Raw genomic sequence first — 15,191 nt, 5'->3', positions numbered from 1 at the left:
CGCCGCGATGACCGAACTTGCCAAGTCCTTCGAACCCGCCGCCCTGGAAGCCCATTGGGGCCCCAAGTGGGAAGCCGCCGGCCTGTATGAGCCGACGCTGGACCCGGCCAAGCCCTCGTTCAGCATCCAGCTGCCGCCGCCCAACGTGACGGGCACGCTGCACATGGGCCATGCCTTCAACCAGACGGTGATGGACTCGCTGACGCGCTACCACCGCATGAAGGGCGACAACACGCTATGGGTGCCGGGCACCGATCACGCCGGCATCGCGACGCAGATCGTCGTCGAGCGACAGCTGCAGGCTGCCGGCACCAGCCGCAAGGAACTCGGTCGCAAGAATTTCGTCGCCCGCGTGTGGGAATGGAAACAGCAATCCGGTGACACCATCACCGGCCAGATGCGCCGGCTTGGGGACTCGGTGAGCTGGGGCCATGAGTACTTCACGATGGATGAAAAGCTCTCGACCGTCGTCGTCGAGACCTTCGTGCGGCTTTACGAGGAAGGCCTGATCTACCGCGGCACTCGCTTGGTGAGCTGGGATCCGGTGCTGCAGTCCGCCGTGTCCGATCTGGAGGTGAACTCCGAAGAGGAAGACGGCTCGCTGTGGCATATCCGCTATCCGCTGGCAGACGGTTCGGGTTCGGTCGTGGTGGCCACCACGCGACCTGAGACCATGCTGGGTGACGTGGCCGTCATGGTCCACCCAGAGGACGAGCGCTATGCCGCCCTGATCGGCAAGCTCGTGAAGCTGCCGCTGACCGACCGCGAGATCCCTGTCATCGCCGACGACTACGTGGACCGCGAGTTCGGCACCGGCGTCGTCAAGGTCACGCCGGCGCATGACACCAACGACTACGCCGTCGGCCAGCGTCACAACCTGCCGATGATCGCGGTGCTGGACCTGCAGGCCAGGATCAACGACAACGCCCCCGAGACCTACCGCGGCCTGGACCGCTTCGTCGCCCGCAAACGCGTCGTCGCCGACCTGGAGGCGCAAGGCCTGCTCGTCGAGGTCAAGAAGCACAAGCTGCAGGTGCCGCGTTGCGAGCGCACCGGCCAGGTCATCGAGCCGATGCTGACCGATCAGTGGTTCGTTGCGGTCACCAAGCCCAGCGCCGACGGCAAGAGCATTGCCGACAAGGCGATTGCCGCCGTCGAGACCGGCGCGGTCAAGTTCTACCCCGAGCAGTGGGTCAACACCTACAACCACTGGATGGGCAATCTGCAGGACTGGTGCATCTCGCGCCAGCTGTGGTGGGGCCACCAGATCCCGGCCTGGTACGGCACGGGCGGCGAGCTCTTCGTCGCGCGCAGCGAGGATGAGGCGCAGGCCCGCGCCAAGGCCGCCGGCTATCTGGGCGAGCTGACCCGCGACCCCGACGTGCTGGACACCTGGTACTCGTCGGCCCTGGTGCCCTTCTCGACGCTGGGCTGGCCGCAGAAGACGCTGGAGCAGGAACTCTTCCTGCCTTCCTCCGTGCTCGTCACCGGCTACGACATCATCTTCTTCTGGGTCGCCCGGATGATCATGATGACGACGCACTTCACCGGCCAGGTGCCCTTCAAGGACGTCTACATCCACGGCCTGGTGCGCGACTCGCAGGGCCAGAAGATGAGCAAGAGCGAGGGCAATGTGCTGGACCCGGTGGACCTGATCCAGGGTGTCGACCTCGACACGCTGATCCAGAAGTCCACCACCGGCCTGCGCAAGCCCGAGACGGCGCCCAAGGTCGCAGCCCGCGTGAAGAAGGAGTTCCCCGAAGGCATGCCGGCCTATGGCGCCGATGCACTGCGCTTCACGATGGCCAGCTACGCGAGCCTGGGCCGCAACATCAACTTCGACACCAAGCGCTGCGAGGGCTATCGCAACTTCTGCAACAAGCTCTGGAACGCAACCCGCTTCGTGCTGATGAACACCGAAGGCCAGGACTGCGGCCTCGCGCACGACCAAGGCGCCTGCCCGCCTGGCTACAACAAGTTCAGCCAGGCCGACCGCTGGATCACGAGCGAACTGCAGCGCGTCGAAGCGGCCGTGGCCCAGGGCTTTGCCGAGTACCGCCTCGACAACGTCGCCAACGCCGTCTACAGCTTCGTCTGGGACGAGTACTGCGACTGGTATCTGGAAATCGCCAAGGTGCAGATCCAGACGGGTGACGAGGCCCAGCAGCGCGCCACGCGCCGCACACTGATCCGCGTGCTGGAGACGACGCTGCGCCTGCTGCACCCCGTCGCGCCTTTCATCACCGAGGAGCTGTGGCAGACCGTCGCCCCTGTCGCCGGCCGCAAGGCGACCGACTTCATCGGCCAGGCGCCCTACCCTGTCGCCCAGCCCGAGCGCATTGACCCGGCCGCCGACGCCTGGATGGCCCAGCTCAAGGAAGTGGTCGGCACGACCCGCAGCCTGCGCAGCGAGATGAACCTCAGCCCCAGCGACCGCGTGCCGCTGCTGGTGGGTGGTGACTTGTCCTTCCTCAGCGAGGCCGCGGCCGTGCTGAAGATGCTGGCCAAGCTGGCGGCCGTGGAGCTGATCGCCGACGAGGCCGAGTTCGCCAAGCAGAGCGCGACGTCACCGGTGCTGCTGCATGGCGCCGCGAAGCTGGCCCTGAAGGTCGAGATCGACGTGGCCGCCGAGCGCGCCCGCTTGACCAAGGAAGCGACTCGCCTGGAAGGCGAAATCGTCAAGGCCGAGGCCAAGCTGAGCAATGAGGGCTTCGTCGCCCGCGCGCCGGCTGCCGTCGTCGAGCAGGAGCGTGCCCGCGTGGTGGGCTTCAAGGAGACGGTGGCGCGCCTGCACGAACAGCTCAAGCGCCTGCCGCCTCAGTAATAGTCGATGGCCACCTTGGATGTGGCCTTCTTCTTGCCCTTGGCTGGGGCACCCAGCAGTTCGTCCAGGCCGCGCGCCACCGCCCAGGCGGCGCGCACGCGCGACTCCCGCGTCGTGCCCGCCAGCCGCGGCGTCACCTGCAGCGTGGCGATGCCGTGCAAGGGCCGCCCTGCCTCCAGCCAACCCGGTTCCAGGCTGTCGAACCACGCGGCTCGCAGCTTGCCGTTGCGCAGAGCCCGGCCCAGGGCCGCCTCGTCGACGACGCCGGACTGGCTCAGGCCGACCAGGACCTGGCCTGCGCGCACGTTCTCCAGCTGACGGTCGCCGAGGAGGCCGCGAAAGCGCGGGAAATAAGGCAGCAGCAGCACCAGGCCGTCGCTGTGCTCGACCAGCTCGCTCAAGGAAACCGAATCGATGCCCCAGCGTGCCCAGGTCGCGTCGCTCGGATGCAGGGCCGGGTCATAGCCGATGACCCGTGTACCGAAGGCATGCAGCAGCTGGGTCAACACCTGCGCCGTCGGTGTCAGGCCCAGCACGCCAATCGTCGAACAGCCCAGCTCCCGCCCCACCTTGAGGCCGTCGCTGCCCTCGATGGGCACCCGCCTGAGCAGGCTGAGCAGGGCACCGACAGCGAATTCCGCCTCGGCGCTGGCCGTGGAAGCCTGGGAGCGCACGACCTCCACGCCCGCCTTGCGGCAGGCCTCGATGTCGATGTTCTCCGCGCCGCCGCTGGCACGGCCGATCGCACGCAGTCCCGGCGCGCCGCGCAGCAGTTCGGCATCGATGCGCACTTCGGGGGGCGCCACCAGGGCACGGGAGTTCTGCAGTGCCTCTACCAGGCCCTCCGGGTCACCCACGAGTTCAGGCGCAAAGCGGGCATCGTGGCGCTCGGCCAGCCATTGCACCACCTCGGCTTCCAACGGTTCAAGGATCAGGACTGTCATTGTTTGTATGTGCCCGACTCAGGGGTCAGACCGTCACAACCCCCGTGACACAATCGTTGCGACCCTGTCAACCCAGTGTATGCCCATGGCTTCTTCGTCCAAATCGCCGATCACCAAGGCCATCTTCCCGGTGGCCGGGCTCGGCACCCGCTTCCTGCCGGCCACCAAGGCCCAACCCAAGGAGATGCTGCCGGTTGTCGACAAACCGCTGATCCAGTACGCGGTGGAAGAGGCCTATGCCGCCGGCGTGCGCGAGATGATCTTCGTGACGGGCCGCCACAAGCGCCCCATCGAAGATCACTTCGACATGACCTTCGAGCTCGAAGTGGCGCTGGAAAAGTCCGGCAAGCAGGACCTGCTGGACGTGGTGCGCTCGGTCAAGCCCGACGACATGGAATGCATCTATGTGCGCCAGGCCCAGGCCCTCGGCCTCGGCCACGCCGTGCTGTGCGGTCAGCGCCTGGTGGGCAACGAGCCCTTCGCCGTGCTGCTGGCCGACGACCTGATGGTGGGCGAAACCCCCATCCTCAGGCAGATGGTCGAGCAGTTCGCCGACTGGCGCGCCTCCATCCTCGCCGTGCAGGAAGTGCCGCCCGAACACACCCGCCGCTATGGCATCGTCGCCGGCACCCAGGTCAACGACCACCTGATGGACGTGAACCGCATCGTCGAGAAGCCCGCGCCCGAAGACGCACCCTCACGCCTGGGCGTGGCCGGCCGCTACATCCTGACGCCGGGCGTCTTCCACGAGATTGCCAACCAGCCGCGCGGCGTGGGCGGCGAGATCCAGCTGACCGACGGCATTGCCGGCCTGCTGCGCCGCGAGAAGGTGTTTGCCTACCGCTATGACGGCAAGCGCTATGACTGCGGCAGCAAGGAAGGTTTCCTGCAGGCCAACGTGGAACTGGCCCTGGCCCACCCGCAGCTCGGCCCGGGCTTCAAGGAATTCCTGCAGGGCCTGAATCTCTAAGCTTTGCGGGACAGACCGCCCGAGCGTAGCGAGTAGCTCTGTCCCCAACTGACTCAGGATTGGCTTTGCGGGACAGACCGCCCGAGCGCAGCGAGTAGCTCTGCCCCTAACTGACCAGGGCCTGCTCAGCGCCTGCGCAGCACGTGGATGAACTCGTCGCCCGACGAGTTCTGTTCCACCAGTTCGTTGCCCGTCTGGCGCGCAAAGGCCTGGAAGTCGCGCATCGAACCCGGGTCGGTCGCCACGACGCGCAGCAACTCGCCGCTGAGCATTTCGGCCAAGGCCTTCTTGGCTTTCAGGATGGGCAAGGGGCAGTTCAGGCCCCGCGTGTCGATCTCGCGTTGGACGTCCATGGCCTCATTCTCGCTTCAGGTCGAGCCATTGGGGTTCGATGCCTTTGCTGCGCAGCCAGGTCGCCAGCGCCTGGCCGGTGCCCTGCGGCCAACAGCGCACGTTCTCGGGTGCAATCAGCTTGTACTCCGCCAACTCAGGCGACAAGCGGATCTCGCCACGCGCCGCCGCATGGTAGGCAATGATGATCTGGTTCATGCGCTGGAAGTCCCAGACGCCCAGCAGATTCAGGCTGTCCACCTCCAGCGAGGTCTCCTCGGCGATCTCGCGACGGATGCCCTCCTCCGGCGTCTCGCCAGACTCCATGAAGCCCGTGATCAGGCCAAAGAAGCGCCCCGGCCAGGCCGCGTTGCGGGCGAGCAGCACCTGGCCGTCGCGGTCCGTGCATTCGATGACGGCGGCCAGCACCGGCGTCGGATTGTTCCAGTGCGTGAAGCCACAGGCCGGGCAGCGCAGGCGTTCCTTGTCGCCACCGTCCTCGGCCTGCGTGATCCAACCCAGCTGCGTCGCGCAGACGGGACAGAACTTGTAGTCCGTCATGCAGGAAACACGCCCGTCGACAGATAACGGTCGCCGCGGTCGCAGACGATGAAGGCGATGGTCGCGTTCTCGACGCGGCGCGCGATCTGCAGCGCCACCCAGCAGGCGCCGGCTGACGAGATACCGGCGAACAGGCCCTCCTCACGGGCCAGGCGGCGCGCCATGTCCTCGGCGTCGCTCTGGCTGACCAGCACCAGTTCGTCCACGCCGCTCGGGTCATAGATCCTGGGCATGTAGGCCTCGGGCCACTTGCGGATGCCGGGGATGCGCGACCCTTCGGCCGGCTGGGCGCCGACGATGCGCACGGCGGGGTTCTTTTCCTTCAGAAAGCGCGACACGCCGGTGATGGTGCCCGTCGTGCCCATGGCGCTGACGAAATGGGTGATGCGCCCGCCGGTGTCCTTCCACAGCTCGGGGCCAGTGGTCTCGTAATGGGCGCGCGGGTTGTCGGCATTGGCGAACTGGTCCAGCACGCGGCCCTTGCCTTCGCCGGCCATCTGCTCGGCCAGGTCACGGGCGTACTCCATGCCACCGGTCTTGGGCGTCAGGATCAGCTCGGCGCCGAAGGCCTTCATCGTCTGGGCGCGCTCGATGGACAGGTCCTCCGGCATGATCAGCACCATGCGGTAGCCGCGGATGGCCGCGGCCATCGCCAGCGCGATGCCGGTGTTGCCCGAGGTCGCCTCGATCAGCGTGTCGCCTGGCTTGATCTCGCCGCGCTCCTCGGCGCGCTTGATCATGCTGATGGCGGGCCGGTCCTTCACGGAGCCGGCCGGGTTGTTGCCCTCCAGCTTGGCCAGGATCACATTGCCGCGTGCATCGTCGCCGAGCAGTCGCTGCAGGCGCACGAGGGGGGTTGCGCCGATGACGTCTTCGAGGGTCGGGTAGCTCATGGGCGACGATTGTGGCAGCGGGAACAAAGTCGAGCCTTGTCGAGTGCATAATCTGCCCCTCGCGTGCAAAGCGCGATGCTGTTTCCGACGGGCCCGGGTGGCGAAATCGGTAGACGCAGGGGACTCAAAATCCCCCGCCGCAAGGTGTGCCGGTTCGAGTCCGGCCCCGGGCACCAGGCGAAACAGCAGCCGGCTTGTGCTGGCATACTCAAAACGACAAGCACCGGCCCTCCCGGTGCAGGCGCCCTCCCCGGGCGCAAGCCGCGCGATCCATGCCCCCACTGCCTTCAGTCACCAAGGCCTTCATCCTGGCCTGTGTCGGTGCCTTCTGCTTTTTCTACCTCTTCCCGGGATTGGCCTATTGGTTCCAGCTGTGGCCGCTGAACTCGGGCTTCTTCATGCCCTGGCAGCTGCTGAGCTATGCCTTCCTGCATGGCAGCTTCGAGCATCTGCTGTTCAACATGCTGGGCCTGTGGATGTTCGGCGGCGAGCTGGAGCGCGTCTGGGGCGCGCGGCGCTACACGCAGATGCTGGTGGCCAGCGCGCTGAGCGCCGCCGTCGTGCAACTGATATTCACCTGGGTCATCGGTGCCCAGTCCCCCACCGTCGGGGCCTCCGGCGCGATCTTCGGCCTGCTGCTGTCCTTCGGCATGCTGTTCCCCAACCGCATCATCGTGCCGCTGATCCCGCCGATCCCGATGAAGGCGAAATACTTCGTCGCCATCTTCGGCGGCCTGGAACTGATCCTGGGTTTCAGCGGCAGCAGCGGCATCGCCCACTTCGCCCACCTGGGCGGCATGCTGGGCGCGTGGCTGTTGATCCGCCACTGGCGCTCGCCGCGGCGGCGCGGCTAGAGGCCTTCTTTCGGGGTCGGGTAGCGCAGCGCCAATCGCAGCTCGCGCCTGAGACGGGCATTGCTCAACCGGCGTGATTCGCTCCAGAAACTCAGCTGCATGGCACTCATGGTTTGGGCTGCTTCAGCACGCGTGATGCGCACGGGCCGCGGCAGACCACCGAGGTCGGCGGCCAGGTCGAAGTAGTCGCCCATCAGCAACTGGCTGTCGTCGCAGACATTGACGGCGCGCTGCGGCAGGCCGCGCAGCAGCGCCAGCAGGCAGGCCTGCGCCAGATCATCGGCATGGATGTGGTTGGTGTAGACATCCTCCTCCCGTCTCAACACCGGCGTGCCCCGCGCCAGGCGCTCGCGCGGGTGGCCCCCTTCGCGGTCGCGTGCATAGATGCCGGGAATGCGCAGCAGGCTGACACGCGTGCCGTGACGGCGACCAAAGGCGCGCAGCTGGGCCTCTGCATCGACACGTCGGCGGGCACGGTCGGTCGCCGGGTTCAGTGCCCGCGTCTCGTCGATGAAGGCACCACCGCAGTCGCCATAGACGCCGGTCGTGCTCGCGTAAACCAGCGCCGCGGGCGGCTTGCACGCGAGGGCAGCGAGCAGATGGCGGGTGCGCAGATCCGCCTCGCCGTCACGGGCCGGTGGCGCGAGATGCAGCACGAGCTCGGCCAGTCCTGCCAGGCGCGCCAGCGTCGCCGCGTCATCGAGATTGCCAACCAGCGGGACGGCTCCTGCGGCCCTGAGCTCCGCTGCACGGCTTGCGCTGGACGTCAGTGCAAGAACCCGCCAGCGGCCCGCGAGCAGCTTCAGGACGCGCAGGCCGACGTCGCCGCAGCCAATGATGAGGAGTCGTGGGGTCAAACCGGCCTCGGGCAAAATGGCGGGCAGTCTACGGCCCCGGAAATGTCTGCGGGGCCGCTGCTTTTTGGAAGCCATGTCCCATCAGATCACCATCCAGCCCGCCGGCCGCGTCTATCAGACCGAGGGCGATGACACCCTGCTTGCCGCCGCCATCCGCAATGGCGTAGGCCTGCCTTATGGCTGCAAGGACGGCGCCTGCGGCTCCTGCAAGAGCAAGCTGCTTGAAGGTGCCGTCATCCACGGCAACCACCAGCCCAAGGCGCTGACCGCCGAGGAAGAGGCCGCCGGTTATGTGCTGACCTGCTGCGCCCGGCCGCAGACCGACTGCACCGTCGAGGCCCGCACGGTGCCTGGCGCCGGCGAGTTCCCGGTGCTGAAGCTGCCCAGCCGCGTCATCGCCATACTGCGCCCGGCGCCCGACGTGGCGGTGCTGACGATGCAGCTGGCGGCCAACCAGAACTTCCAGTTCCGCGCCGGCCAGTACGTCGAGTTCATCCTGCGTGACGGCTCGCGCCGCAGCTACTCGATGGCCAATGCGCCGCATAGCCTGCCGGGCCAGATCGAGCTGCACATCCGCCACATGCCCGGCGGCAAGTTCACCGACCATGTCTTCGGCGCGCTCAAGGAGAAGGACATCCTGCGCATGGAAGGGCCCTTCGGCAGCTTCTTCCTGCGCGAGGACAGCGACAAGCCCATCGTGCTGCTGGCCAGCGGCACCGGCTTTGCACCCATCAAGGCCATCATCGAACGGGCCCGCCACATCGAGTCGAGCCGGCCCATGGTTTTGTACTGGGGTGCGCGCAAGCAGGCCGACCTGTATCTGAACGACTGGGCGGCGCTGATCGCCTCGGAATGGCCGCAGCTGACCTATGTGCCGGTACTGTCCGAGCCCGACGAGGGCTGGACAGGCCGCACGGGGTTCGTCCACCGCGCCGTCATGGAAGACTTGGCCGACATGACGGGCCATCAGGTCTACGCCTGCGGCGCGCCTATCGTGGTCGAGTCGGCGCAGCGGGACTTCGTCGCGCAGTGCAACCTGCCGGCGGAAGAGTTCTACGCGGACGCGTTCACGTCCGAAGCGGACAAGCACTGAGATGTTCGAGCCGCCGTGGACACCCGCTGCTGAACTGGTCGACGCGCTGAAGCGCGATGGCGAGGCCGTGCTGGCGCCAAGTTCGCTTGGCGTGCTGGGCGCCTCTGCCGACGACCTCGACACCCTCAAGCCCTGCTGGGACGACCTGCCGCCCGATGGCTACCTGCGCGACGGCGGCCGCTACCGCTTCCGACGCCACGGCTGCTTCGTCGCCGACGGCGACACGCTGACTCTTCAGCCCCACCGCGCCCACTGGCAGCCGCTGGACTACAACGCGCTGCACGGCGGCATCCAGCGCTGGTTCGTGCCGCTGGCGCAGGAGATGGTCAATTCACCTGCCTGGACGGCGCTGCTGCTGGGGTTGGCGAAAACGGCGTCGGCACTGAAGGGCGAGCAGCCCTGGTTCATCGAGGCCCACCCTTTCCGCATCGACACCAGCGATGGCATCGGCCGCCCGACGCCCGAGGGCGCCCACCGCGACGGCGTCGACCTCGTAGCCGTGCTCTTCGTCGGCCGCCAAGGCGTCAAGGGCGGCGAATCGCGGGTCTTCGACGCCGCCGGCCCGGCGGGCCAGCGCTTCACGATGACCCAGCCCTGGACGACGCTGCTGCTGGACGACGCCCGCGTGATCCACGAAACCACCCCCATCCAGCCCGTTGTGGCGGGCGAACGCGGCTGGCGCGACACCCTCGTCATCACATTAAGAGGCGGCGGATTCCAGGGTCCGTAGAATCCCGAGCGGCCACGCCAAAAGCGTGGCCGTTCTTCTACCTACTGCCGCGCCAAAAGCGCCGACCGTCATGAACCCGACCTCCCTCTTCGGCCTGCCCGAGCAGTCCCCGCACGAGCGCGTGCTGCTCGCCACCGACCCGGCCACCGGCCTCAAGGCCATCCTGGCCGTGCACAGCACCGCTCGCGGGCCCGCCTTCGGGGGCTGCCGCCTGTGGCACTACGAATCCGAAGCCGCCGCGCTGAACGACGCGCTGCGCCTGTCCCAGGGCATGAGCCTGAAGAACGCGCTGGCCGACCTGCCATTCGGCGGCGGCAAGGCCGTCATCCTGAAGCCTGAAGGCGCCTTCGACCGCCCTGCCCTGTTCGCCGCCTTCGGCCGCGCCGTGCAGTCGCTGGCCGGCGCCTACATCACCGCCGAGGACGTCGGCACGACGACCGCCGACATGCGCGGCATGCAAGCCCAAACGTCCTTTGTCAGCGGCATCCCGCGCGAAGGCGCCTTCGGTGGCGACCCCAGCCCCAAGACGGCCTGGGGCGTGTTCGTCTCCATCCAGGCCGGCGCCCGCCTGGTGCTGGGTCGCTCGTCGCTGGAAGGCGTGCGTGTCGCGCTGCAGGGCCTGGGCGCTGTCGGCTGGCACCTGGCCGAGTTCCTGCACAAGGCTGGCGCCAAGCTGGTCGTGGCTGACGTGGACGCCGCCAAGGTCGAGCGCGCCGTCGCGCAGTTCGGCGCCACCGCCGCCAGCGTGGCGGACATCCTGGCCGCCGACGTCGACGTGCTGGCGCCCTGTGCGCTCGGCGCTTCCCTGAACGAGAAGACGGTGCCGACGCTGCGTGCCAAGCTGATCGCCGGCGCGGCCAACAACCAGCTCGCCACGCCCGATGACGGTGACGCACTGCAGCGCCACGGCATCTGCTACCTGCCCGATTACCTGGTGAATGCCGGCGGCATCATCAGCGTGGCTCGCGAGTACCGCGGTGAGGGTGAAGAGACGGCCGTGATGGCCGAGGTGAGCAAGATCGCCGAGCGTGTCGAAGAGCTGCTGCAGCGCGTGCAGACAGCCGACTCGACGCCCGCTCGCGTCGCCGATGACTGGGCCCGTTCCAAGCTCGTCCGCCTGCCCTAAGTCCATCCCTGCAATGGCCGGGCGGTGGCGCCCGGCCAACATTTAGAGAGCCCTCTCAAGTCCAGGGTTTGTCTCGACCGGTTTGTCCTCATGGCGACACGGCGGCTGCGCACAATCTGCGTCGGTTACGTACGATTACCGGAGGCAAACCCTATGCGACGCACTACACGTCCAACCCGCGCGCTGCGCCCCTTGCTGGCAGGTATCGCCCTGCTGCCCCTGGCCCTGACGGCCCATTCAGCCGGCTACCGCTTCGGCACCCAGAGCGCCGCCGCCGAAGGCACCGCCAACGCGAACGCGGCTGAGGCCACCGACGCCAGCACGCTGTTCGCCAACCCCGCCGGCCTCACACGCCTGACGGGCTGGAACTTGTCCGGCGTCGTGGACTACGTCGACCCCAAGACCCGCTTCACCGACCAGGGCTCCTATATCTCCCTGCCCGGCTCCGGTCTGGCGCCGCGCTCGACGGGCACCGTCGGCGACACGATGAGCTTTGCCAAGGCCGCGGTCGTGCCCCATCTCTATGCCGCCTACAAGGCCTCCGACACGCTGGCCTACGGCCTCGGCGTCTTCGTGCCCTGGGGCACCAAGCTCGACTACCGAGCTGACTGGGGTGGCCGCTACAACCTGCAGAAGGTCGAGCTGAAGTCCATCTCGATCAACCCCAACGTCGCCTGGAAGACCTCGCCCGAGCTGTCGCTCGCGGCCGGCCTGAACATCCAGTACATGGAAGGCAAGCTGCGCCGCGCCGTGCCCTATGCCTCCGTCTACGCCGCCGGCCTGCTCAACGCCGCCCACCAGGCCGCCGCCGCTGGCGCGCCCGGCCTCGCGCTGCAACTGCAGCAGCAGGCCGCCACGGTCTTCGGCAACCCGGCCTATGACGGCTCCATCGCCGTCGAGGGCAAGGACTGGGGCCTGGGCTTCAACCTCGCCCTGCTGTGGGAGCCCGCTGCCGGCACGCGCATGGGCCTGAGCTACCGCAGCAGCGTCAGCCACAAGCTCAAGGGCAGCGCCGACTGGACCCAGCCCACCAACCTGCCCGCCGAAGTGCTGGCCGCTATCACCGCCAAACCCTACAACGGCGTCTCGGCCCTGGACCACAGCGACTCCGACGTCAGCCTCTCGGTGCGCACGCCCGAGTCGCTGTCCATCCACGGCTTCCAGCAGCTGACGCCGACCATCGCCGTGATGGGCGACTTCACTTTCACGCGCGACTCCCGCTTGAAGCAGCTGCGCATCGATTTCGCGAACAGCACGGCCGACTCCACCACCGCCGAGCACTGGAAGGACAGCACCAAGGTCTCGGTCGGCGCCCAATGGCAGGCCCTGCCTGCGCTGCTGCTGCGGGCCGGCTACAGCAAGGATCTGTCGCCCGTGCCCTCGGCGACGCGCAGCCCGGCCCTGCCCGATGCCCACCGCACCTGGCTCGCCCTCGGCGCCAATCTGGCGCTGATGGACAACGCCAGCATCGATTTCTCCTTCGGCCATGTGAAGCTCAAGGACGCGGCGATGAACGCGACCGACGATGGCGACGGCGAGCAGCCCTGCAACTGCGCCTACTCGACCGCACGCGGCAACTACGCCTCCAAGGCCACCATCTTCGGTGTCCAGTTCAACTACAAGTTCTGAGGAGGCGCGCATCATGGATCGCCGCAGTTTTCTCCGCCGCAGCGCCGCGCAAGCCGGCGCCCTGATCACCGCCTCCACCGCCCTGTCCAGCCTCGTCGGCTGCGGCGGCGGTGGCGATGCGGGCGCGCCCATCGAGCCCTTGCCCGCCACCTTCCCAGGCAGCAGCACACCGCTGCCGACGACGGCCGCCGCGAGTGGCACGTTCAAGTTCCCGCAATCGGTGGCCTCGGGCGACCCCAAGCCCGACGGCGCCGTGCTGTGGGCCCGCGTCGTGCCGAGCACGGCCGATGACGTGACCAGCGCCACTGGCGCCGGCAGCTACAGCGTGACACTGAAGATCAGCAGCGCCGCCGGCAATGCCGCCCTGCTCGGCACGACCTCGACACTGGCGGGCACGGCCGACGCTACCGCCGACGTGCCGGTCTACGAGTTCTACGACCACACGCTGCGCCACCGCATCAGCGGCCTGCAGCCGGCCACCGTCTACTACTACCAGTTCACGGCCGGCAGCAGCGTGTCGCGCATCGGCCGCTTCAAGACGGCGCCCGCGGCTGACACCGATATCAGCGCGCTGAACTTCGCCTTCGTGTCCTGCCAGGACTGGAACGTGAACCACTGGGCCGGCATGGACATGCTGGCCACGGAAAACATCGATTTCATCGTCCACCTGGGCGACTACATCTACGAGACCGTCGGCGCCGACTACCAGGCCGGTGGCGTCGAGAGCGCGCACGCCGCGCTGACCCTGCCCAACGGCACAGCCCTGCCCACCGGAGGCAAGTACGCGACGACGCTGGGCGACTACCGCTACCTCTACAAGCGCTACCGCACCGACCGCCGCCTGCAGAACCTGCACGAGCGCTTCGCCTTCGTGGCCGTCTGGGATGACCACGAGTTCAGCGACGACTGCTGGCAGGACCGCGAGACCTACGACAACGGCACGTTCAACGCGACGACGCAAGTCGGCGACAACACGGCCCAGACCTCGCGCCGCCTCGCGGCCAACCAAGCCTGGTTCGAGAACATGCCGGCCGACATCAGCTTCACGCTGGACCCGGGCCAGGGCATCACCGGCATCCGCATCTACCGCGACCTGAAGTTCGGCAAGCTGATGCACCTGATCATGACCGACCAGCGCCTGTACCGCGCCGACCACCTGATCCCCGAGGCCGCGCCCAGCCCGCTGACCGGCCAGGCCGTCGGCAGCATCGGCGCGCGCTACATGGTGCCGCAGGCGACGCTCGCCGGCGTCGAGGCCGCCAAGCTGGCCGCTGGCGCGTCGCTGCCCGACCCGCTGGCCCTCGTCAGCATGCTGGGCGGCGCGCAGCGCCAGTGGTGGGTGCAGACGATGGCGGCGTCCACCGCGCTGTGGAAGATCTGGGGCAACGAGGTTTCGCTGCTGCGTATGGGCATGGACGGCAACAAGATCCCCAGTGCGCCGGCAGCCTTCAAGGCCAAGTTCGTGCTGAATGCCGACCAGTGGGACGGCTTCAACGCCGAGCGCAAATACCTGATGGGCCAACTGCTGAGCAAGGGCGTGAAGAACGTCGTGGCCGTCACCGGCGACATCCACGCCTTTTATGCCGGCGTCGTGATGGCCGACTACGACGCCGCCACGCAGGTGCCGGCGATGGTCGACCTCGTCACGGCAGGCGTGTCCAGCAATTCCAACTTCAGCTATTTCTACACCGAAGCCAGCAAGCCGACCTTTGCCGCGCTGAAGCCGCTGGTGGCCACGAGCGAGGCCGAGTCTGAAGGCATCGCCATCCAGATCCTGAGCGCGGCCATCGCCATCGCGGCGGGCGTGACCGACCTGACCAACACGGCGGCCATCCAGGCTGCCGTGCAGGGTGCCGTCCTGGCTGGGCTGGTGCCTGCCGCAGCCTTCGCGCCGACAGCGTCGCTGTCCAAGGCCGTCATCGTCACCTTCGACGAAACGCAGGCTGGCACCATGGGCACCATCATCGCGGGCACGATCGCGGGCCTGGCAGCCGCCGGCAAGTCGGTCGCGGCGATGACGCTCTACGGCCTGATCCAGCAGAAGCTGGCCGCGGCCCTGGGCATCCCGGCCAACTTCGTGCCGGCGTCCGAGATCGTCAAGCGCCTGAACCCGTTTGCAGACCCGACGACGGCCGTTGCGCCGCCTGTCAACAACCCCTGGATCAAGCATGTCGACAGCGACGCCCAGGGCTATGCCGTCGTGTCACTCAGCAAGACCGAGTTGATCTGCACGTTCAAGAAGATGGCACGCCAGGTCGGCGGCACGGCGCCGGCGTCGCCGGTGGCCGCCGTCAGGACGGTTCGCGTCGCCGCTGGCGTGACGGATGTGGCCGTGATGGCCGGACTCTGACGCGGCCGTCCGCACGAATCAGAACGCCCG

The 15,191-nt window shown here is 67.8% G+C and carries 13 protein-coding genes and 1 tRNA gene; 9 read left to right on the top strand and 5 right to left on the bottom strand.

Annotation, left to right across the window (positions count from 1 at the left end):
* Positions 1-7: 7 nt before the first annotated feature.
* Positions 8-2,824, top strand: coding sequence for a valine--tRNA ligase (locus tag ASC91_RS10845; RefSeq protein ID WP_056196304.1), 2,817 nt, complete (start codon positions 8-10; stop codon positions 2,822-2,824).
* Here the strand turns inward: ASC91_RS10845 and ASC91_RS10840 are convergent.
* On the bottom strand, positions 2,818-3,768 hold the full coding sequence (locus tag ASC91_RS10840) for a D-isomer specific 2-hydroxyacid dehydrogenase family protein (RefSeq protein ID WP_082532597.1): 951 nt from the start codon (positions 3,766-3,768) through the stop codon (positions 2,818-2,820). The two genes, ASC91_RS10845 and ASC91_RS10840, sit on opposite strands and share 7 nt — an antisense overlap.
* Before the next feature lie 79 nt (positions 3,769-3,847).
* Between ASC91_RS10840 and galU the strand changes: the two genes are divergently transcribed.
* Positions 3,848-4,738, top strand: a complete 891-nt coding sequence (gene galU / locus ASC91_RS10835) for a UTP--glucose-1-phosphate uridylyltransferase GalU (protein ID WP_056196296.1) — start codon at positions 3,848-3,850, stop codon at positions 4,736-4,738.
* Between the two features lie 125 nt (positions 4,739-4,863).
* Here the strand turns inward: galU and ASC91_RS10830 are convergent, their stop codons facing one another.
* The 3 genes from ASC91_RS10830 to cysM are packed head-to-tail and all read right to left on the bottom strand — an operon-like array spanning position 4,864 to position 6,522.
* Positions 4,864-5,091 (bottom strand): sulfurtransferase TusA family protein, encoded by a 228-nt coding sequence (locus ASC91_RS10830; RefSeq protein WP_056196293.1) that lies wholly within the window; start codon positions 5,089-5,091, stop codon positions 4,864-4,866.
* Positions 5,092-5,095: 4 nt separating this feature from the next.
* Positions 5,096-5,629, bottom strand: a complete 534-nt coding sequence (locus tag ASC91_RS10825) for an NUDIX domain-containing protein (protein WP_056196289.1) — start codon at positions 5,627-5,629, stop codon at positions 5,096-5,098.
* The gene (cysM, locus tag ASC91_RS10820) at positions 5,626-6,522 is read right to left on the bottom strand and encodes a cysteine synthase CysM (RefSeq protein WP_056196288.1); all 897 of its coding nucleotides are present in this window, start codon (positions 6,520-6,522) and stop codon (positions 5,626-5,628) included. Before cysM ends, ASC91_RS10825 begins: the two co-directional genes overlap by 4 nt.
* A 91-nt stretch (positions 6,523-6,613) precedes the next feature.
* Here cysM and ASC91_RS10815 point away from each other — a divergent pair.
* A tRNA-Leu gene (locus ASC91_RS10815) sits at positions 6,614-6,698 on the top strand.
* A 96-nt stretch (positions 6,699-6,794) separates the two neighbouring features.
* Positions 6,795-7,376, top strand: a complete 582-nt coding sequence (locus tag ASC91_RS10810) for a rhomboid family intramembrane serine protease (protein WP_056196285.1) — start codon at positions 6,795-6,797, stop codon at positions 7,374-7,376.
* Here the strand turns inward: ASC91_RS10810 and ASC91_RS10805 are convergent.
* The gene (locus ASC91_RS10805) at positions 7,373-8,308 is read right to left on the bottom strand and encodes an NAD-dependent epimerase/dehydratase family protein (RefSeq protein ID WP_082532596.1); all 936 of its coding nucleotides are present in this window, start codon (positions 8,306-8,308) and stop codon (positions 7,373-7,375) included. The genes ASC91_RS10810 and ASC91_RS10805 overlap by 4 nt on opposite strands.
* Between ASC91_RS10805 and ASC91_RS10800 the strand changes: the two genes are divergently transcribed.
* From ASC91_RS10800 to ASC91_RS10780, 5 genes are all read left to right on the top strand, one after another.
* Positions 8,307-9,326 (top strand): CDP-6-deoxy-delta-3,4-glucoseen reductase, encoded by a 1,020-nt coding sequence (locus ASC91_RS10800; RefSeq protein WP_056196279.1) that lies wholly within the window; start codon positions 8,307-8,309, stop codon positions 9,324-9,326. The genes ASC91_RS10805 and ASC91_RS10800 overlap by 2 nt on opposite strands.
* A 1-nt stretch (position 9,327) precedes the next feature.
* On the top strand, positions 9,328-10,056 hold the full coding sequence (locus ASC91_RS10795; protein ID WP_056196277.1) for a 2OG-Fe dioxygenase family protein: 729 nt from the start codon (positions 9,328-9,330) through the stop codon (positions 10,054-10,056).
* A gap of 70 nt (positions 10,057-10,126) precedes the next feature.
* Entirely contained in the window at positions 10,127-11,182 is a 1,056-nt protein-coding gene (locus ASC91_RS10790; RefSeq protein WP_056196274.1) for a Glu/Leu/Phe/Val dehydrogenase dimerization domain-containing protein, read from the top strand.
* 192 nt (positions 11,183-11,374) lie between these two features.
* The gene (locus tag ASC91_RS10785) at positions 11,375-12,811 is read left to right on the top strand and encodes an OmpP1/FadL family transporter (protein ID WP_056196271.1); all 1,437 of its coding nucleotides are present in this window, start codon (positions 11,375-11,377) and stop codon (positions 12,809-12,811) included.
* Positions 12,812-12,824: 13 nt separating this feature from the next.
* Positions 12,825-15,161: an alkaline phosphatase gene (locus ASC91_RS10780; RefSeq protein WP_056196269.1), complete on the top strand. Its 2,337-nt coding sequence runs from the start codon at positions 12,825-12,827 to the stop codon at positions 15,159-15,161.
* The last annotated feature ends 30 nt before the right edge of the window (positions 15,162-15,191 follow it).

The organism is Pelomonas sp. Root1237 (genome assembly GCF_001425055.1).
In the GTDB taxonomy this organism is placed as follows: domain Bacteria; phylum Pseudomonadota; class Gammaproteobacteria; order Burkholderiales; family Burkholderiaceae_C; genus Pelomonas.
This window is presented reverse-complemented; position numbering and strand designations above follow the sequence as displayed.